The following is an 18631-nucleotide window of genomic DNA, read 5'->3' as shown; positions in this document are numbered from 1 at the left end:
GCGCACTTCAAGGGCCACGACGGGCCGTCGCATGCAAATGCGCGGCACGGCGTCAGGACTCTAAACGCAACGCCCGGTCTGGCTTTTGTCAGGCCGGGCGTTTGCCGCTTTCAGACCACACGGGTTTCACCGTGGGGCAGTAACAGGTAACAAGACATGGCAAAAGAATACAGCCGTACCCAACGTATCGGCGATCAGATGCAGCGCGAGCTCGCACAGTTGATCCGTCGTGAAGTCAAAGACCCGCGCGTCGGCCTGGTCACCATTACCGCTGTTGAAGTCAGCCGTGACGTCGGTCACGCCAAGATTTTCATCACCGTGATGGGTCAGGACAACGCCGAAGACATCGCGCAAAGCATCAAGGTGCTCAACTCCGCCGCAGGCTTCCTGCGCATGCAGCTGGCCCGTGAAATGAAATTGCGCAGCGTTCCGCAGCTGCACTTCCACTACGACGAAAGCGTCGTGCGTGGCGCGCACCTGTCGGCCCTGATCGAACGTGCGGTGGCTGAAGACAGTCAGCGCCCGGTAGCGGCTGAACCCGAAGACGCCAAGGAGTAATCGGTGGCTCAGGTCAAACGTATCCGTCGTAACGTCAGCGGCATCATCCTGCTCGACAAACCGCTGGGGTTCACCTCCAACGCGGCGTTGCAGAAGGTTCGCTGGTTGCTCAACGCCGAGAAGGCCGGCCACACCGGCAGTCTCGATCCGCTGGCCACCGGTGTATTGCCGTTGTGCTTCGGTGAGGCGACCAAGTTTTCGCAGTACCTGCTCGATTCCGACAAGGCTTATGAAACCTTGGCGCAACTGGGCAAGACCACCACCACGGCCGATGCCGAGGGTGAGGTTTTGCAGGAGCGTCCGGTGACCGTTGGTCGCCCCGATATCGAAGCGGCTTTGCCGAAATTCCGTGGGCAAATCAGTCAGATACCACCTATGTATTCAGCGCTCAAGCGTGACGGGCAGCCGCTGTACAAGCTGGCTCGTGCAGGCGAAGTAGTGGAGCGCGAACCGCGTTCTGTTACTATTGCGCGCTTGGAATTGCTGGCCTTCGAAGGTGATACTGCGCGGCTGGCGGTGGATTGCAGCAAAGGCACCTATATTCGTACCCTCGTGGAGGATATTGGTGAGCAACTCGGTTGTGGCGCTTACGTTGCACAATTGCGACGTACCCAGGCCGGGCCGTTCACGCTGGCGCAGACTGTCACGCTTGAAGAGCTGGAAGCGGTACATGCCGAGGGTGGTAACGAAGCGGTCGATCGCTTCCTGATGCCATCGGACAGCGGCCTGCTGGATTGGCCACTGTTGCAGTTTTCGGAGCACAGCTCGTTCTACTGGCTTAACGGCCAACCGGTACGAGCCCCGGACGCACCGAAGTTCGGCATGGTACGGGTACAGGATCACAATGGTCGCTTCATCGGAATCGGTGAAGTGAGCGAAGACGGGCGCATCGCGCCGCGTCGACTGATTCGGTCAGAATGACCGGACGAGGGTGGCTGTTAATAGGCACGGTCACTACTCATTTTTAGATACAGGGATTTGTCCCTGGCCTATTGAGACTGTTTTTCTGAAACAGTTTCCTGATAAAAGGATTGCCTCATGGCTCTCGACGTTCAAGAAAAAGCTCAAATCGTAGCTGACTATCAGCAAGCTGTTGGTGACACTGGTTCGCCAGAAGTGCAAGTTGCACTGCTGACCCACAACATCAACAAACTGCAAGGTCACTTCAAGGCCAACGGTAAAGATCACCACTCCCGTCGTGGTCTGATCCGCATGGTAAACCAGCGTCGTAAGCTGCTGGACTACCTGAAAGGCAAGGATCTGGGCCGTTACCAGGCTCTGATCGGTCGCCTGGGTCTGCGTCGCTAATAAGCGATTGCGCTAGAGGTTGGTTGTCTGCCGTACGTCAGTGGGTTTCCCTCTGGCGCATGGCAGGCTCCCAGCCTCAAGTTTTATCTGGATACACGTTTTACCCTGGACAGGCGTTGGGCCGACTCCCGACATTGCCCAAGAATTTCGCAAGAAGACAAGTTCCCCAAGAGCCACAAAGAAGGTAGGACACCGTGAACCCGGTAATCAAAAAATTCCAGTTCGGTCAGTCGACCGTTACCCTCGAGACTGGCCGTATCGCCCGTCAGGCCTCCGGCGCAGTATTGGTCACCGTTGACGACGATGTCAGCGTGTTGGTGACTGTTGTCGGTGCCAAGCAAGCCGATCCAGGCAAGGGCTTCTTCCCTCTGTCCGTTCACTACCAGGAAAAAACTTACGCTGCCGGTAAGATCCCTGGCGGTTTCTTCAAGCGCGAAGGCCGTCCTTCCGAGAAAGAAACCCTGACTTCCCGACTGATCGACCGTCCGATCCGTCCGCTGTTCCCAGAAGGCTTCATGAACGAAGTGCAGGTTGTCTGCACCGTCGTTTCCACCAGCAAGAAGACCGATCCGGACATCGCTGCGATGATCGGTACCTCGGCTGCCCTGGCCATCTCCGGCATTCCTTTCGATGGCCCTATCGGCTGTGCACGCGTTGCGTTCCACGAAAGCACTGGCTACCTGCTGAACCCGACTTACGAGCAACAGAAAGCTTCGAGCCTGGACATGGTCGTTGCCGGTACCTCGGAAGCCGTACTGATGGTTGAATCGGAAGCCAAAGAGCTGACCGAAGACCAGATGCTGGGCGCGGTACTGTTTGCTCACGACGAGTTCCAGGTTGTGATCAACGCCGTCAAAGAACTGGCGGCCGAAGCGGCCAAGCCAACCTGGACCTGGACTGCACAGCCAGAAGCCACCGCTCTGCTGGGCGCCATCCGTGCCGAGTTCGGCGACGCGATCTCCCAGGCTTACACCATCACCATCAAGGCCGACCGTTACGCTCGCCTGGGTGAGTTGAAAGACCAGGTTGTGGCCAAGCTGTCCGGTGAAGAAGGTCAGCCTTCTTCCAGCGAAGTGAAAGCTGCTTTCGGCGAAATCGAATACCGCACCGTTCGCGAAAACATCGTAAACGGCAAGCCACGTATCGACGGCCGCGACACCAAGACCGTACGTCCTTTGAACATCGAAGTTGGTGTTCTGCCTAAGACCCACGGTTCGGCTCTGTTCACCCGTGGCGAAACCCAGGCGCTGGTTGTTGCAACTCTGGGTACTGCCCGTGACGCGCAGCTGTTGGACACCCTGGAAGGCGAGAAAAAAGACCCGTTCATGCTGCACTACAACTTCCCTCCGTTCTCGGTAGGTGAGTGTGGTCGCATGGGTGGCGCTGGTCGTCGCGAAATCGGTCACGGCCGTCTGGCCCGTCGTTCGATTGCAGCCATGCTGCCTGCAGCCGACGTGTTCCCGTACACCATCCGTGTTGTATCGGAAATCACCGAGTCCAACGGTTCGAGCTCCATGGCTTCGGTCTGCGGCGCCTCCCTGGCACTGATGGATGCCGGCGTTCCGATGAAGGCACCGGTTGCCGGTATCGCCATGGGTCTGGTTAAAGAAGGCGAGAAGTTCGCCATCCTGACCGACATCCTGGGCGACGAAGATCACCTGGGCGACATGGACTTCAAAGTAGCCGGTACCGCCAAAGGTGTTACCGCGCTGCAGATGGACATCAAGATCAAGGGCATCACCGAAGAAATCATGGAAATCGCTCTGGGCCAAGCCCTGGAAGCGCGCCTGAATATCCTCGGTCAGATGAACCAGATCATTGGTCAGTCCCGTACCGAACTGTCGGAAAATGCTCCGACCATGATCGCGATGAAAATCGACACCGACAAAATCCGTGATGTTATCGGTAAAGGCGGCGCGACCATTCGTGCGATCTGTGAAGAGACCAAGGCTTCGATCGACATCGAAGACGACGGCTCGATCAAGATCTTCGGCGAAACCAAGGAAGCTGCTGAAGCTGCACGTCAGCGCGTTCTGGGCATCACCGCAGAAGCTGAAATCGGCAAGATCTACGTTGGTAAGGTTGAGCGCATCGTCGACTTCGGCGCATTCGTCAACATTCTGCCTGGCAAGGACGGTCTGGTTCACATCTCGATGCTGAGCGACGCTCGCGTTGAAAAAGTGACCGACATCCTGAAAGAAGGCCAAGAAGTGGAAGTGTTGGTACTGGACGTGGACAACCGCGGCCGTATCAAGCTATCCATCAAAGACGTAGCCGCTGCCAAGGCTTCGGGCGTTTAATTACGCACATCGCCTGACCGCTTCAACGTTGTAGAAAATGCCCCGCCGTGAAAACGGCGGGGCATTTTTTTGTGTCCGGAAAAGATCAAAAGATCGCAGCCTTCGGCAGCTTATACGCACGATTTTCTGTAGGGGCTGCCGGAGGCTGAGATCTTTTGCTTTTAAAGGTAAGTGAAGTTGCCTGACCCCTGAGTCAGTGCTAGGTTTAGCCCACTGCCCGTGTAGCTCAGCCGGTAGAGCAGCGCACTCGTAACGCGAAGGTCGCAGGTTCGATTCCTGTCTCGGGCACCAGCGACACGTTGTTTTCAGATGATCCCCGAATGGTTCTGAAGGCCAGACAAACCGGGCTTAAAACGGTTTATTTGCGTCAGAGAGATCCTTGATGATCCAGATCCATCTTCCATTCCCCCGATCAAAGAGAACGCCATGACCGTTAAAGAATTGTCCCAGGAAGCTCGTCACGAAGAAGCGCTGAAGAAGTATTTGCTTGAGTCACCCCAGCTGGCTGGCGAGATCAAAGACCTGCCCGCCGACGATCAGAAAGACCAGATCCAGTGGGCATTCGAGGACGAGGCAGAATCCCAGGGCCTGCAACCCTGGGAGCTGACGCTCAAGTACACTTCGACACCGGAAGAGTTCGAAGCCGCGCGCCTGGTTTTGCACAAGGAAGCGGCCGAAGTCCTGGGCGTTGAGTGGGAAGAGTACTGCGAGATGAATAATCTGGTGGTATGACCCTTGTACGAGCGAGCCTGCTCGCGATGGCGTCCGAGAGATCGCCATCGCGGGCAAGCCCTGCTCCTACAGCATCACAAGCTCAACCTCATCGACAGATCAACCGCCTTCACATCCTTGGTCATCGCACCAATCGAAATATAGTCCACACCGGTTTCAGCAATCGGCAGCAGCGTACTTTCGTTGACTCCACCGCTTGCCTCCAGTTTGGCCTTGCCGCCGTTCAGGCGTACCGCTTCGCGCATGTCATCAAGGCTCAACTCGTCGAGCATGATGATGTCTGCACCCGCTGCCAGCGCTTCCCTCAGCTCACCCAGACTCTCCACCTCGATCTCCACCGGCTTGCCCGGGGCAATCTTGTGCGCAGCGTTGATGGCTTCTGGGATGCCGCCACAGGCCGCGATGTGGTTTTCCTTGATCAGGAACGCGTCATACAGGCCGATGCGGTGATTGTGGCAACCGCCGCAGGTGACAGCGTACTTCTGCGCCAGGCGCAGGCCGGGGAGCGTTTTACGGGTGTCGAGCAGCTTGACCTCGGTTTGTGCAACGAAATCCGCCAGGTAGCGGGCGCGAGTGGCTACCCCGGAAAGCAACTGCAGGAAATTCAAGGCGCAGCGCTCACCTGACAACAGCGAGCGCGCCGGGCCTTCGAGGTGGAACAGCGCCTGATTGGGTTGCACCCGGTCGCCGTCACTTACCTGCCAGTGCACGGCGACTCGCGGGTCCAGTTGCCGGAACACGGCATCGACCCATGCGGTACCGGCGATGACGGCGGCGTCACGGGTAATGATGGTGGCTTTGGCCAGGCGTTCTGCCGGGATCAACTGTGCGGTGATGTCGCCGCTGCCGATATCTTCAAGCAACGCACGGCGCACGTTGGCTTCGATTTCGGCAGTCAAATCGGCGAGACGTAGATTCGGCATAAAGGACTCCACAAACAAAGTGGTCCGATTATAGGGCCATGGCGCGCGGCAACCCAAGGCATCCGAAGCGCGGCGCGGTTGTGAAACCTGCATTTGGTCGCCTTGGCGAAGATATCTATCGTGGCAAGTGATCGCGCGCGGAGGGCCTATCGCGGCATACTGGGGGCCAATACAGTCGACGCTGAAGGAGCCAGTATGCAGTTGGACCCCGCGAGTGGTTGGTGTGAAGGCGCCCAAGTCTGTCCTTCGCCCAACTTCAATGCGCGCCCTACGGATGAAATTTCCCTGCTGGTGATCCACAACATCAGCCTGCCGCCGGCGCAGTTCGCCACTGGCAAGGTGCAGGAGTTCTTCCAGAATCGCCTGGATGTAACGGAGCATCCCTATTTTGCAGGGATTGCCGATCTGCGGGTGTCCGCGCACTTTCTGATTGAGCGAGATGGCACTGTGACTCAGTTTGTCTCTTGTCTTGAGCGTGCCTGGCACGCCGGGGTCTCGGTTTTCGAAGGTCGGGAAATCTGTAACGATTTTTCCGTGGGCATTGAGCTCGAAGGCACGGATGATCAGCCTTTCACCGACGTTCAATACGAGGCGCTGACGGGGCTGACCCGACATTTGCAGAGGGCCTTTCCGGCGATTACTCCACAGCGCATTTGTGGTCATAGTGACATCGCACCCGGTCGCAAGACTGATCCGGGGCCAGCGTTCGACTGGGTACGCTATCGCGTAGCCCTGGCAAAAGAGGAACAACAATGAGTTTTCTGGTGTTGCTGTTGGCGGTCTGGATCGAGAAGTTCTCGGCCTTGCGTCATCGGGTCCAGCGCGACGGCGGATGGTTGCGCGAACTGAACAAGCTTGAGGCCAGCCCACGCCTGGCGAGCCACCCGTGGCTGGTGCTGGTGATTCTGGTGTTGCTGCCGGTCGCGTTACTGGGCCTGCTGTTGATCGTCCTGGACCCGGTTGCTTACGGCCTGTTGGCGTTGCCCGTGCATTTGCTCGTGGTGATCTACAGCCTGGGCCGTGGCGATCTTCTCGCGGGCCTGGGCCCCTTCCGCGACGCCTGGCGCCGGGAAGACCTGCAAGCCGCTACGCATGTGGCAAACCGTGATCTGGGTATCACCGCGGACAGTGGCGAGCAGTTGCTCGAACGCGTGCAGGGCCACTTGCTGTGGGAGGCATACCAGAGTTTCTTCGCGGTGATTTTCTGGTACTTCCTGCTGGGCCCGGTCGCTGCGCTGAGCTATCGCCTCCTGGCGCTGGCCGAAGCTCACTCCCGGAATCGCGCCGTCGCCGAGCGTGCCGCCCAATTGCGCCATGCCTTCGACTGGATACCGGTACGCCTGTTGGCGGCAAGTTTTGCACTGGTCGGTAATTTTGTTGCGGTCAGCCGGGTCATGCTCCACGAACTGCTGAACTGGGATATCAGCGCTGCCCAGTTGATCGAAAAAGTCGGCCTTGTAGCTGGTGAAATTCCAGCGCCAGTGGTCGGCCCGGACGGCATCAACAGCCTCGATCGAATCTGGGAGCTGCTGCTGCGCGCAGCGGTACTCTGGTACGCCGGATTTGCCTTGTGGACAGTCCTTCCCTGAATCCTGCGCCCTTAACGACGAAGATTGGTGCTTGCGATCTTTGTCGTTAACCTTAAGTTACAAAAACTCCCGCCGATTTAAGCTATACAGAGACAGCGTCCAATAGTGGCTATCTGCTTTCTCTGTGCGCCTGCCAATAAAAATAAGAATTTCTAGGGAGACTTCACAGTGAAGAGCTTGCTCTATCCCGCCGTCGCGCTAATGAATCGTCTGAGCTTCGGTATGAAGTTCAGCCTGATCAGCGTGCTGTTCCTCATACCGATGCTGGTGACCAACTTTTATCTGGTGCGCGATTCCTATCGTCAATTCCAGGGCACGCGGATCGAACTGCAAAGCATCGACCTGTTGGGTAGCAGTCTGACGTTGCGCCGGGACCTGGAAACGCTCAATAACCTGGTGCAGATCAACGTCACCCTGGGGCAGTCGGGCAAGGCCGGCAACGTCGAGTCGACAATCAGTGCCCTGGAGCAAAGCCTGCTGGCGCGACTGCAGGCTTTGAACGCCATGTCGTCTGATCCTGAGCAGGTCACAGTGTTCGAGGCCAAGCGCGATGAAATGATCGCGGCCTTCAAGGCCCAGCAGGCCGAAAGCTCCCTGCAAAGTAAGAGCGGCATGATCGGTAAGCTGCTTGGCAACGCGCAGATTTTCAGCCAGATCATTGCCAGTCAGGCGGGCCTCAGTCGCGATACGCAAAGCGACATGCGTCAACTGACCGAACTTATTACCACTGTCACTCCGTCGGTCACTCAATTGCTAGGTGATGGACGGGCCATGGGGGCGTTTTCGCTGGGGCAGGGGTTTCTCAACTCGGCATCGAGCACTCGCTTCGACGAGTTGTTGGCGCAAATCGAAAAGCTCCAGGGCGAATACGGACTCAAGCTGCAGGACGCGCTCGGCTCTAGCAAGGCGGCGAGGGAAAGCCTGGCGGCTCAAGCCGATATCAGCCAGTCGAGCCTGAAAAAAGCCAGTGAGCTGTTTGAAGATCAGGTGGTGATGGCTGATACGCTGGACGCGCCGTGGCAAGGTTTCTACGATCAGGTCACGGGCCTGATGGACCAGACCTACCAGCTCAACGAAGCCACCCTGAAATTTCTTGGGACCCAGCTGCAGCAACGCCTGGAGCAGAACCGCACGCATATTGTGTTGCAGGCGGTGGCGTTATCGGTGGTCTTCATCCTGATTTTCTATCTGTATGGCGGTTTCTACGCCTCGACCCGCACCACCCTCAAGAACCTGGGCGCGATGATGGACAAAGTCGCGGCTGGCGACATGACGGTAACGTTCAACGCCAATAGCCGCGACGAACTGGGGGAGTTGGGCGAGGTGTTCAACGGTACAGTGAAGAAGATCCACGACTTGATCGAGCGCGTAGGACACACCGTAGGTGAAGTCGAGCGCCAGGCCGGTCAGGTGGAAAACGTTTCCGCCCGCAGCAATCAAGCCGTGGCAGGGCAGCGCTCGCAGATCGAGCAGGTGGCGACGGCCATGAATCAGATGTCGGCGACTTCTCTGGAAGTGGCACGCAGTGCCGCAGCGGCTGTCAGCAGTGCCCACAGCGTCAATGATGAAACGCTCAGCGGCCGCGGCCTCGTGCAATCGCAACAGGGCAGTATTGCCGCACTGGCTGGCGAGATCGATCAGTCGGTGCTGGTGATCAATCAACTGGCCACCGACAGCCAGGCCATCAGCCGCGTGCTGGAAGTGATCAAGAGTATCGCCGAACAGACCAACCTGCTTGCGCTCAACGCAGCCATCGAAGCCGCTCGGGCGGGTGAGCAGGGGCGTGGATTTGCCGTAGTGGCCGATGAGGTCAGGACCCTGGCAAAGCGTACCCAGCAATCGACCGAAGAAATCGAGCAAATGATCAGCAAGCTGCACACTGGCGTGGGCGCCGCGGTGAAGGCCATGGGCTCCAGTCATCAGATGGCCAGCGGTACAGTGGGGCAGTCGGAGAAAGTCCAGCAGGCACTGGAAAACATTCTCGGTGCGGTCGGCATGATCGTTGACCAGAACCAGCAGATCGCGGCTGCCGTGGAACAGCAGACGGCGGTGGCGCATGACATCGACCAGAACATCGTCGAGATCAATCGCGCGGGCGAACGTACTGCCGAGGGGGCGCACCAGACCGAAGACGCGAGTCGGGCCCTGTCGGCCCAAGTTGTGGAGTTGAAGCAATTGATCAGCGCGTTCCGGGTCTGAAAAGACCGGCTACCAGCCGAAAACTTCATACGCATTGGCAGTGCTGGCGGCTGCCAACCGCTCGGCACTGACTCCCATGATCACCGCCAGCGCCGCACAGATATCCGGCAAATGCGCCGGACTATTACGCTCGCCGGGGTACATCGCCGGAGCCATGTCCGGCGAGTCGGTTTCCAGCACCACGGTGCCGAGCGGTAACTCGGCCAGCACTCGGTGCATGCGCAGCGCTTGCGGCCAAGTCGCGGCACCGCCCAGGCCGAGCTTGAATCCCAGCTTGATGTACTCGCGAGCCTCTTCCTTGCTGCCGGCAAACGCATGGATGATGCCCGCGCGTTTCAACCTCAAGCGTTTGAGTGTGGCGATGACTGCCGCATGGCTGCGACGCACATGGATTAGCGCCGGCAAGTTGAAATTCGCCGCCAGTTGCAGTTGCGCTTCGAACAACGCCTGCTGGCGCTCGCGATCCAGGGTTTCAATAAAGTAATCGAGGCCGATCTCGCCCACCGCGCACAGCTGTCGATGCCCGACCAACCGCTCGAGCCAGGCATCCAGCTCAGGTAGATCTTCAGGCTGGTGCTGGTCCAGATAAACCGGGTGCAATCCGAACGCTGCATACAAGTCTGGATCGCTTTGCACCAGATCCCATACCCTCTGCCAGTTATCGTGGAAAACCCCCAGCACCACCATCCGCCGCACACCCAGTGCGCGGCTTGCAGCCAGCAGCGCCTTGCGATCGGCGTCGAAGTCGGCAAAATCCAGGTGGGTGTGGGTATCGATCAGCTCCACGATTCAGTCCTGGCGAATACGCTGCTTGAAGGTCCGTGCAATGGCTTGCACGCCAGGTTGGTAGTCCGACTGCTCAATGGCAGCCAATGCCAATTGCAGCGCCTTGTCGGCGATCAGTTGATGTTGTTGGGCCATGGCATTCACCGGCAGTGGCAGGAAATCCAGCAACTGGGTGTCGCCAAATGTACCAAGGCGCAACGGGCGGGATTTGAGCGGGAAGTCATGCAAGGCATCGAACACACCCTGCAACAGAACATAGGAGGTGGTGACCAGCGCGTCGGGCAGATGCCCCAGGCGCTGCAGCATTTCCTCCATCAACTGCCTGCCACATTCGCGGCTGAAAGACTCGCCGTGCTCTATCAGCACTTCCCCATCAAAGCCGGCCAATGCTTTTTTGAAACCTGCTGCACGCTCCTGACTGATGCTCAGTTCGGGGCGCGCGCCGATCAGGGCAATCTGCCTGGGCAAGGGCTCCAGAAGACTGCGGGTCAATTGCAGGCTCGCTTCGCGGTCGTCACTGATCACCGAACAGAAGTGCTCAGGCTCCATGACCCGGTCGATCGCAATGATCGGAATACCCTTGGCTTGCAGCTGGCGATAACTGTCGTCGCCACTGGGCAGGCAGCTGGCGACGATCAGCGCGTCGCAGCGCCGGGCGCGAAACAACTGCAACAGTTGCCGCTCGCTGTCCGGTGCGTCGTCCGAACTGGCGATCAGCAGCTGATAGCCACGGGCCCGCGCGCCTTGTTCCAGCAATTTGGCGATTCGTGCGTAACTGGGGTTTTCCAGATCCGGCAGAATGAACCCCAAGGTGCGGGTGTGTCGACTGCGCAAACCTGCCGCTTGTGGATTGGGGGTAAAGCCATGCTGCTCGACCACGGCGCGCACGCGCTCGACCGTGGCACTGCTGATTCGCTGCTGTTCAGCCTTGCCGTTGATGACATAACTGGCGGTGGTCACGGAGACCCCAGCCAACTGGGCGATATCACTGAGTTTCAACTCGGGTTTTCCTTGTTTTTTCGAGCTTGCCCGACATTTTCGACAATCCTACCTGATTCAGGCAGGCGACCATTGTCGCAGCGCATCCGACAATCTGGACTTCAAGGATGGGACATTATCGAGTAACGTGCCAATCTTTCTAGATTAAACGTTTCAGCAGGCGTATTTTCTACGTTTAGGGCGCCTTGGCCGATTCTGCCGTGAAACTGCCAAATTTGCTGAACAAGCGCCTAAGCTGAACTATCTAAAACAATACCTGGCACCTTTTCGGCGCCAAAAAGGAGAAAGCATGCTCGAGCTCACTATTGAGCAGATATCCATGGGGCAATCGGCCGTGGATAAGTCCGCAGCGTTGCATCTGCTGGCCCAGCACCTGGTTGCCGATGGACTGGTCGCCGAGGGGTATCTCGCCGGCTTGCAAGCCCGGGAAACCCAGGGCTCGACTTTTCTCGGTCAAGGTATTGCCATTCCCCACGGTACGCCGGATACCCGCGACCAGGTGTTTTCCACTGGCGTGCGCCTGATGCAGTTCCCCGAAGGGGTGGACTGGGGCGACGGGCAGATCGTCTACCTGGCGATCGGTATTGCCGCCAAGTCCGATGAACACCTGCGCTTGCTGCAACTGCTGACCCGTGCCCTGGGTGAAACCGACCTGGGCCAGGCCCTGCGTCGTGCCGCTAGTGCCGAAGCCTTGCTCAAACTCCTGCAGGGCGCACCTCAGGAACTGGCGCTGGATGCCCAGATGATTGGTCTGGGTGTGTCCGCCGATGATTTCGAAGAACTGGTGTGGCGCGGTGCCCGCTTGCTGCGCCAGGCCGATTGTGTGAGCAACGGTTTCTCTGCGGTATTGCAGCAGGTTGAGGCACTGCCGCTGGGTGACGGTTTGTGGTGGTTGCACAGTGAACAGACGGTGAAGCGTCCGGGCCTGGCCTTTGTCACGCCGGATAAGCCGATGCGTTATCTCGGCCAGCCGCTGAGCGGACTGTTCTGTCTGGCCAGCCTCGGCGAGGCGCATCAGGCCTTGCTCGAGCGCCTGTGCGCGTTGTTGATCGAAGGGCGTGGCCATGAGCTGGGCCGTGCCACGAGCAGCCGTAAAGTCCTCGAAGTACTGGGCGGAGAATTGCCTGCCGACTGGCCGAGTGCGCGGATCGCTCTGGCCAATGCCCATGGCTTGCACGCCCGCCCGGCGAAGATCCTCGCCCAACTGGCGAAGAGTTTTGAAGGCGAGATTCGTGTACGCATCGTCGATGGTCAGGACAGCGCAGTCTCGGTGAAGAGTTTAAGCAAGCTGTTGAGCCTTGGCGCTCGCCGTGGTCAGGTGCTGGAGTTTATTGCCGAACCGGGGATTGCTGCTGACGCGTTGCCGGCTTTGCTGGCCGCCATCGAAGAGGGCCTGGGGGAAGAAGTCGAGCCTTTGCCGGCCGTGAGCCAACAGCGCGAAGTGCTCACCGATATCGCCGAGGTACTTCTGGCGCCGGCATCCGGCAGCCTGATTCAGGCGATCGCCGCCGCTCCTGGGATTGCCATCGGCCCGGCGCATATCCAGGTGCTGCAAACCATCGAGTACCCGTTACGCGGAGAGTCCGCCGCGATCGAACGCGAGCGTCTCAAGCTGGCGTTGACCCAGGTGCGGCAGGATATTGAAGGTTTGATCGAACGCAGCAAAGCCAAGGCCATCCGCGAGATCTTCATCACCCATCAGGAGATGCTTGACGACCCGGAACTCACCGACGAAGTCGACACCCGTCTCAAGCAAGGCGAAAGCGCCGAGGCGGCGTGGATGGCAGTGATCGAAGCGGCAGCCCGGCAACAGGAAGCCTTGCAGGATGCGTTGCTCGCCGAACGCGCGGCCGACCTGCGGGACATCGGCCGCCGGGTGCTGGCGCAACTCTGCGGCATCGAGACGCCGAGCGAGCCGGACCAACCCTACATCCTGGTGATGGACGAGGTCGGTCCTTCCGATGTGGCACGTCTCGACCCGACGCGCGTAGCCGGCATTCTCACCGCACGCGGTGGCGCTACGGCACACAGTGCAATCGTCGCCCGGGCCCTGGGCATTCCGGCTCTGGTCGGTGCGGGTGCGGCCGTGTTGCTGCTGGCCCCAGGTACGCCGTTGCTGCTGGATGGCCAGCGTGGTCGACTGCACGTGGACGCCGACGCCGCCACTTTGCAGCGCGCCACGGAAGAACGTGATACCCGCGAACAACGGCTCAAGGCTGCCGCCGAGCAGCGCCATCAACCGGCCCTGACCCGCGACGGCCACGCCGTCGAAGTATTCGCCAACATTGGCGAAAGTGCGGGCGTGACCAGTGCCGTGGAGCAGGGCGCCGAAGGCATTGGCCTTCTGCGTACCGAACTGATCTTCATGGCCCATCCGCAGCTGCCGGACGAGGCCACGCAAGAGGTGGAGTATCGCCGGGTGCTCGATGGCCTGGCAGGTCGCCCGCTGGTGGTACGCACCCTCGATGTCGGTGGTGACAAGCCCTTGCCTTACTGGCCGATCGCCAAGGAAGAAAACCCTTTCCTCGGAGTGCGAGGTATTCGCCTGACCCTGCAACGCCCCCAAGTCATGGAAGCGCAATTACGTGCGTTGCTGCGCGCCGCTGACAACCGACCATTACGCATCATGTTTCCCATGGTCGGCAGCGTTGATGAGTGGCGTCAGGCCCGAGACATGACCGAGCGTCTGCGCCTGGAAATTCCCGTTGCGGACTTGCAGCTGGGGATCATGATCGAAGTGCCGTCGGCGGCATTGCTGGCGCCGGTCCTGGCGAAGGAAGTCGACTTCTTCAGTGTCGGCACCAATGACTTGACCCAATACACCCTGGCCATCGACCGCGGTCATCCGACCCTGTCGGCGCAGGCGGATGGCTTGCACCCGGCGGTGCTGCAACTGATCGACATCACGGTACGTGCAGCCCACGCCCATGGCAAATGGGTCGGTGTGTGCGGCGAGTTGGCTGCCGATCCACTGGCGGTGCCGGTACTGGTTGGCCTGGGTGTGGATGAGTTGAGCGTCTCCGGCCGCAGCATCGCCGAGGTCAAGGCGCGCATCCGCGAGCTCAGCCTCACCCAGGCACAAACCGTTGCCCGCCAGGCCCTGGCCGTCGGCAGCGCGAATGAAGTACGCGCATTAGTGGAGGCCCTGTAATGGCCAAGATCCTGACCCTGACCCTGAATCCGGCACTGGACCTCACTGTCCAACTGCCCCGCCTTGAACCCGGCCAGGTCAACCGCAGTGACGAGATGCAAGCCCACGCCGCAGGCAAGGGCGTGAACGTGGCGCAGGTCCTGGCAGACCTCGGGCATCAATTGACCGTCAGCGGATTCCTCGGTGAAGCCAATCCCCAGGCGTTTGAGACGCTGTTCGCCAAACGCGGATTTGTCGATGCGTTTATCCGTGTCCCGGGTGAAACCCGCAGCAACCTCAAGCTCGCCGAGAGCGATGGGCGTATCACCGACGTCAACGGCCCGGGACCGCTGGTCAGTGAAGCTGCCCAGCAGGCATTGCTCGATCGGCTCGAACAGATCGCACCCGGTCACGACGCGATCGTCGTCGCCGGCAGTCTGCCTCAGGGTGTCAGCCCAGCGTGGTTGCAGGCGCTGATTGAGCGCCTGAAGAATCTCGGACTGAAAGTGGCCCTCGACACCAGCGGCGAAGCCCTGCGCGCAGCGCTCAAGGCCGGCCCCTGGCTGATCAAGCCCAACACCGAAGAACTGGCCGAAGTATTCGATTGCGAAGTGGTGTCAGTGGCTGCGCAGGCGGAAGTGGCCAGCCGCTTGCACGCGCAAGGTATCGAGCACGTGGTGATTTCCCAGGGCGCGCAAGGTGTGAACTGGTTCAGCGTCGGCTCAGCGATGCACGCCACCCCGCCCAAGGTCAGCGTTGCCAGCACGGTGGGCGCAGGTGATTCGTTGCTTGCCGGCATGCTCCACGGTTTGCTCAGTGCGGACACGCCTGAACAGACCTTGCGCACCGCCACGGCGATTGCAGCGATGGCCGTCACCCAGATCGGCTTCGGTATTGGCGATACCGCGCAATTGGCGCAGCTCGAACAGGGTGTGCGTGTACGCCCCCTGACAGAACAATAAGAGGGTTTGTCATGAAGTTAGCCATTGTTACGGCCTGTCCGAACGGCATGGTCACCAGTGTGCTGTGCGCCCGTTTGCTGGATGCGGCAGCGCAGCGCCAGGGCTGGAGCACCAGCGTCGAAGTCACCGATGCGGCACACCCTGAACGGCAATTGTCGGCCGCCACCCTCGAGGCGGCCGAGTGGGTATTACTGGTTACCAGTGCTCCTGTGGACATGTCGAGATTCGTCGGCAAGCGTGTGTTTCAGAGCACTCCGGCCCAGGCCCTGCAGGATGTCGAAGCGGTGTTGCGCAAGGGCGCCGAAGAGGCGCGGATTTACGTAGCCCCCGAAGCCGTCACCGAGACGCTGCCCAACGGCCAGACGGCGCCCCGACTGGTGGCGATTACCGCCTGCCCGACCGGTGTCGCGCATACGTTCATGGCCGCCGAAGCCCTGCAGCAAGCGGCCAAGCGTCTGGGCTACGAGTTGCAAGTCGAAACCCAGGGTTCGGTCGGAGCGCGCAATCCGCTGAGCGCCGAGGCCATTGCCGAGGCCGATGTAGTGCTGTTGGCCTGCGACATCGAGGTGGCCACTGAGCGCTTTGCCGGGAAAAAAATCTACCGTTGCGGCACCGGCATTGCCCTGAAGCAAGCCGAGGCGACCCTCAACAAAGCCCTGGCCGAAGGCTCGCAAGAGAGCGCAGCGAGTGGGTCCAAAAGCCCCATGAAGCAGGAGAAGACCGGCTTCTATAAGCACTTGCTGACCGGCGTGTCGTTCATGCTGCCCATGGTGGTGGCAGGCGGCTTGATGATCGCCTTGTCGTTTGTGTTCGGCATCACCGCGTTCAAGGAAGAAGGCACCCTGGCTGCCGCGCTGATGCAGATCGGTGGCGACACGGCATTCAAACTGATGGTGCCGCTGCTGGCGGGTTACATCGCCTACTCGATCGCCGATCGCCCGGGCCTCGCGCCGGGGATGATCGGCGGTATGCTGGCAAGTACCCTCGGAGCTGGCTTCATCGGCGGTATCATTGCCGGCTTCATCGCCGGCTACGCTGCCCAGGCAATCAACCGATATGCGCGGTTGCCGCAGAGCCTCGAAGCGCTAAAACCGATCCTGATCATCCCGCTGCTGGCCAGCCTGTTCACCGGCTTGGTGATGATCTACGTGGTTGGTAAACCCGTGGCCGGGATGCTCGAAGGGCTCACTCATTTCCTCGACAGCATGGGCACCACCAACGCGATCCTGCTGGGTGTGTTGCTCGGAGGAATGATGTGCGTCGATCTTGGCGGGCCTATTAACAAGGCCGCGTATGCGTTCTCGGTGGGCCTGCTGGCGTCGCAGAGTTATGCACCGATGGCCGCGACCATGGCGGCGGGGATGGTACCGCCGATCGGGCTGGGCATCGCCACCTTCATCGCCCGGCGCAAGTTCGCCCAGACCGAGCGTGAGGCCGGTAAAGCTGCTTTGGTATTGGGCTTGTGCTTTATTTCCGAAGGGGCGATTCCGTTCGCTGCCAAGGATCCGCTGCGGGTTATCCCGGCGAGCATCGCCGGTGGCGCGCTGACGGGTGCATTGTCGATGTACTTCGGCTGCAAGTTGATGGCGCCGCATGGTGGGTTGTTTGTGCTGGCGATTCCCAATGCGATCAACCATGCGTTGCTATATCTGCTGGCGATTGTCGCGGGGAGCCTGGTGACGGCGGTGGCCTACGCGCTGCTCAAGCGGCCGGAAGCCGTCGAACTGGCACTCGAGCCCGCCAAGGCCTGATCCCCCACAACTGTAGGAGCGAGCTTACTCGCGAAAAAACCGAAAGCAGCGCGGGGCATCAGGTTCCCCGCGTCTTCGTTAACGACCATCGCAAGCAAGCTCGCTCCTACAGGGTATCTGCGGCCTACACAGAATTTGGTCGGGCGCAGATTGCTGTAGGAGCAAAGCTTGCTCGCGATAGCGGTCTAACTGTCACATCAATGCGGGACTCCAGATACGCCATCGTCGGAACGCCGCAGAGCAGGCTCGCGCCTACAGGCCGCGGATGCCGAAGTCTCACATATAGCTGCTGACATGCAGTGTCAGGTTCTTGGGTAATCTGAGCATTATGAGACGTTCTATTGCCGTGATTTGCGCAGCGTTTAGAGGGTGGCTGCCCATGGCCTCCTCTTCTTCACGCCAACCCATGATCGGCATCAGGATATCCGCAGTCACTGTCGCTGGTAGATCGATCTCGTATTTAGCCCGGTCGCTGTCTGGTTCTATTCCGTAGATCTGGAACTTCAAATCATATTTCATTGTTCAACCTTTGTAGTTTGATTGCTCACTTCGACTGCGCGCAGGCTTGCGCGGGAAACTGCCGAGGCGTGGAGCCTTCAAAGTACTTGGGTTACAACGACGCTGGCATTAGGACGTTTCCCAAATGCAGAGGTGAAATTCCTTCTTGCTGGGCAGGATGCGCGCGATGGCGGTGGAGCAATCAACCTATGGGTTGCATGGCATACCGTCATCGCGAGCAAGCTTTGCTCCCACAGGGGATATCCCACCCTGGAATTTTGGATTTCAGTAAACGTCGCGTCGGTAGCGGCCTTGCTCGATCAGCTTGTCGACTTCTTCAATGCCGAGCACTTCGTTGAGCACGTGATCCACACCTGAAGCCATCCCCTGCAAGCTTCCGCAGATATAGATGACGGCACCGTCGGCCAACCATTGCTTCAGTAGATCGGCCGACTCACGCAGCCGATCCTGCACATAAATTTTCTCGGCCTGGTCCCGCGAGAAGGCCAGGTCCAGGCGCTCCAGGTCGCCGGAAATCAACCATTCCTGTAGTTCATCGCGACAGAGGAAGTCATGCTCGCGTTGGCGCTCGCCAAACAGCAGCCAATGCCGCTGCTGGCCATCGGCAATCCGTGCCTTGAGCAGGCTGCGCAACCCGGCCAGGCCCGTGCCGTTGCCCAGTAAAATCATCGGCATCGGCTCGGCCGGCAAATGGAAACTGCTGTTGCGCCGAACACGCAGGCTGATGCTGCCCCCCACCGTTGCATGCTCGGTCAGCCAGCCGGAACCGACGCCCAGGCTGCCGTCGGCATGCACTTCCTGGCGCACGATCAGTTCCAGAATGCCGTCGGCGGCGATCGAGGCGATCGAATATTCGCGCATGGCCAGCGGCACCA

The 18631-nt window shown here is 59.6% G+C and carries 15 protein-coding genes, 1 tRNA gene and 3 pseudogenes; 13 read left to right on the top strand and 6 right to left on the bottom strand.

The window, feature by feature from the left end:
- Positions 1-156 precede the first annotated feature (156 nt).
- The 6 genes from rbfA to L9059_RS17185 all read left to right on the top strand — a co-directional run bounded on the left by rbfA (position 157) and on the right by L9059_RS17185 (position 4898).
- Complete coding sequence (gene rbfA, locus L9059_RS17210; RefSeq protein ID WP_045060039.1) at positions 157-558, top strand: 30S ribosome-binding factor RbfA; 402 nt, start codon at positions 157-159, stop codon at positions 556-558.
- 3 nt (positions 559-561) lie between these two features.
- Positions 562-1479 carry a tRNA pseudouridine(55) synthase TruB gene (truB, locus tag L9059_RS17205; protein WP_247292174.1) on the top strand — a complete coding sequence of 306 codons (918 nt, stop codon included), beginning with the start codon at positions 562-564 and terminating at the stop codon, positions 1477-1479.
- A gap of 117 nt (positions 1480-1596) precedes the next feature.
- On the top strand, positions 1597-1866 hold the full coding sequence (gene rpsO, locus L9059_RS17200; RefSeq protein WP_003176135.1) for a 30S ribosomal protein S15: 270 nt from the start codon (positions 1597-1599) through the stop codon (positions 1864-1866).
- A 194-nt stretch (positions 1867-2060) separates the two neighbouring features.
- Entirely contained in the window at positions 2061-4166 is a 2106-nt protein-coding gene (gene pnp, locus L9059_RS17195) for a polyribonucleotide nucleotidyltransferase (RefSeq protein ID WP_247292173.1), read from the top strand.
- A 215-nt stretch (positions 4167-4381) separates the two neighbouring features.
- Positions 4382-4457: transfer RNA gene (locus tag L9059_RS17190), tRNA-Thr, on the top strand.
- Positions 4458-4592: 135 nt separating this feature from the next.
- The gene (locus tag L9059_RS17185) at positions 4593-4898 is read left to right on the top strand and encodes a DUF6388 family protein (protein WP_247292172.1); all 306 of its coding nucleotides are present in this window, start codon (positions 4593-4595) and stop codon (positions 4896-4898) included.
- A 74-nt stretch (positions 4899-4972) separates the two neighbouring features.
- Here the strand turns inward: L9059_RS17185 and nadC are convergent, their stop codons facing one another.
- Positions 4973-5821, bottom strand: a complete 849-nt coding sequence (gene nadC / locus L9059_RS17180; protein ID WP_247292171.1) for a carboxylating nicotinate-nucleotide diphosphorylase — start codon at positions 5819-5821, stop codon at positions 4973-4975.
- Positions 5822-6016: 195 nt separating this feature from the next.
- On the opposite strand from nadC, the gene ampD reads away from it, so the two are divergent.
- From ampD to L9059_RS31005, 4 genes and pseudogenes are all read left to right on the top strand, one after another.
- Positions 6017-6577, top strand: a complete 561-nt coding sequence (ampD, locus tag L9059_RS17175) for a 1,6-anhydro-N-acetylmuramyl-L-alanine amidase AmpD (RefSeq protein ID WP_247292170.1) — start codon at positions 6017-6019, stop codon at positions 6575-6577.
- On the top strand, positions 6574-7410 hold the full coding sequence (gene ampE, locus L9059_RS17170; protein WP_247292169.1) for a regulatory signaling modulator protein AmpE: 837 nt from the start codon (positions 6574-6576) through the stop codon (positions 7408-7410). Before ampD ends, ampE begins: the two co-directional genes overlap by 4 nt.
- A 201-nt stretch (positions 7411-7611) precedes the next feature.
- Positions 7612-8703 (top strand): annotated as a pseudogene (locus L9059_RS31010) (methyl-accepting chemotaxis protein); the annotation flags it as partial.
- Positions 8680-9609, top strand: coding sequence for a methyl-accepting chemotaxis protein (locus tag L9059_RS31005; RefSeq protein WP_428480281.1), 930 nt, complete (start codon positions 8680-8682; stop codon positions 9607-9609). The pseudogene L9059_RS31010 and the gene L9059_RS31005, both read left to right, overlap by 24 nt.
- Before the next feature lie 9 nt (positions 9610-9618).
- Here L9059_RS31005 and L9059_RS17160 read toward each other — a convergent pair whose 3' ends face one another.
- Both L9059_RS17160 and cra read right to left on the bottom strand, forming a co-directional pair.
- Complete coding sequence (locus L9059_RS17160; RefSeq protein WP_247292167.1) at positions 9619-10395, bottom strand: TatD family hydrolase; 777 nt, start codon at positions 10393-10395, stop codon at positions 9619-9621.
- Between the two features lie 3 nt (positions 10396-10398).
- On the bottom strand, positions 10399-11394 hold the full coding sequence (gene cra / locus L9059_RS17155) for a catabolite repressor/activator (RefSeq protein ID WP_247292166.1): 996 nt from the start codon (positions 11392-11394) through the stop codon (positions 10399-10401).
- Positions 11395-11683: 289 nt separating this feature from the next.
- On the opposite strand from cra, the gene ptsP reads away from it, so the two are divergent.
- The 3 genes from ptsP to L9059_RS17140 are packed head-to-tail and all read left to right on the top strand — an operon-like array spanning position 11684 to position 17237.
- Positions 11684-14545, top strand: coding sequence for a phosphoenolpyruvate--protein phosphotransferase (ptsP, locus tag L9059_RS17150; RefSeq protein ID WP_247292165.1), 2862 nt, complete (start codon positions 11684-11686; stop codon positions 14543-14545).
- Positions 14545-15486, top strand: coding sequence for a 1-phosphofructokinase (pfkB, locus tag L9059_RS17145; RefSeq protein ID WP_247292164.1), 942 nt, complete (start codon positions 14545-14547; stop codon positions 15484-15486). The genes ptsP and pfkB overlap by 1 nt, the downstream gene beginning before the upstream one ends.
- Before the next feature lie 11 nt (positions 15487-15497).
- Positions 15498-17237: a PTS fructose-like transporter subunit IIB gene (locus L9059_RS17140; protein ID WP_247292163.1), complete on the top strand. Its 1740-nt coding sequence runs from the start codon at positions 15498-15500 to the stop codon at positions 17235-17237.
- An 8-nt stretch (positions 17238-17245) separates the two neighbouring features.
- Here L9059_RS17140 and L9059_RS17135 read toward each other — a convergent pair.
- From L9059_RS17135 to L9059_RS17125, 3 genes and pseudogenes are all read right to left on the bottom strand, one after another.
- A pseudogene (locus tag L9059_RS17135) lies at positions 17246-17326 on the bottom strand (outer membrane lipoprotein carrier protein LolA); the annotation flags it as partial.
- Between the two features lie 187 nt (positions 17327-17513).
- Positions 17514-17756 (bottom strand): pyocin S6 family toxin immunity protein, encoded by a 243-nt coding sequence (locus tag L9059_RS17130; RefSeq protein WP_247292162.1) that lies wholly within the window; start codon positions 17754-17756, stop codon positions 17514-17516.
- 264 nt (positions 17757-18020) lie between these two features.
- A pseudogene (locus tag L9059_RS17125) lies at positions 18021-18631 on the bottom strand (flavodoxin); the annotation flags it as partial.

It is taken from the genome of Pseudomonas violetae (assembly GCF_023072615.1).
GTDB classification, from domain to species: domain Bacteria; phylum Pseudomonadota; class Gammaproteobacteria; order Pseudomonadales; family Pseudomonadaceae; genus Aquipseudomonas; species Aquipseudomonas violetae.
The sequence above is the reverse complement of the archived record's forward strand: the minus strand, read 5'-3'. Positions and strand labels throughout refer to the sequence as shown.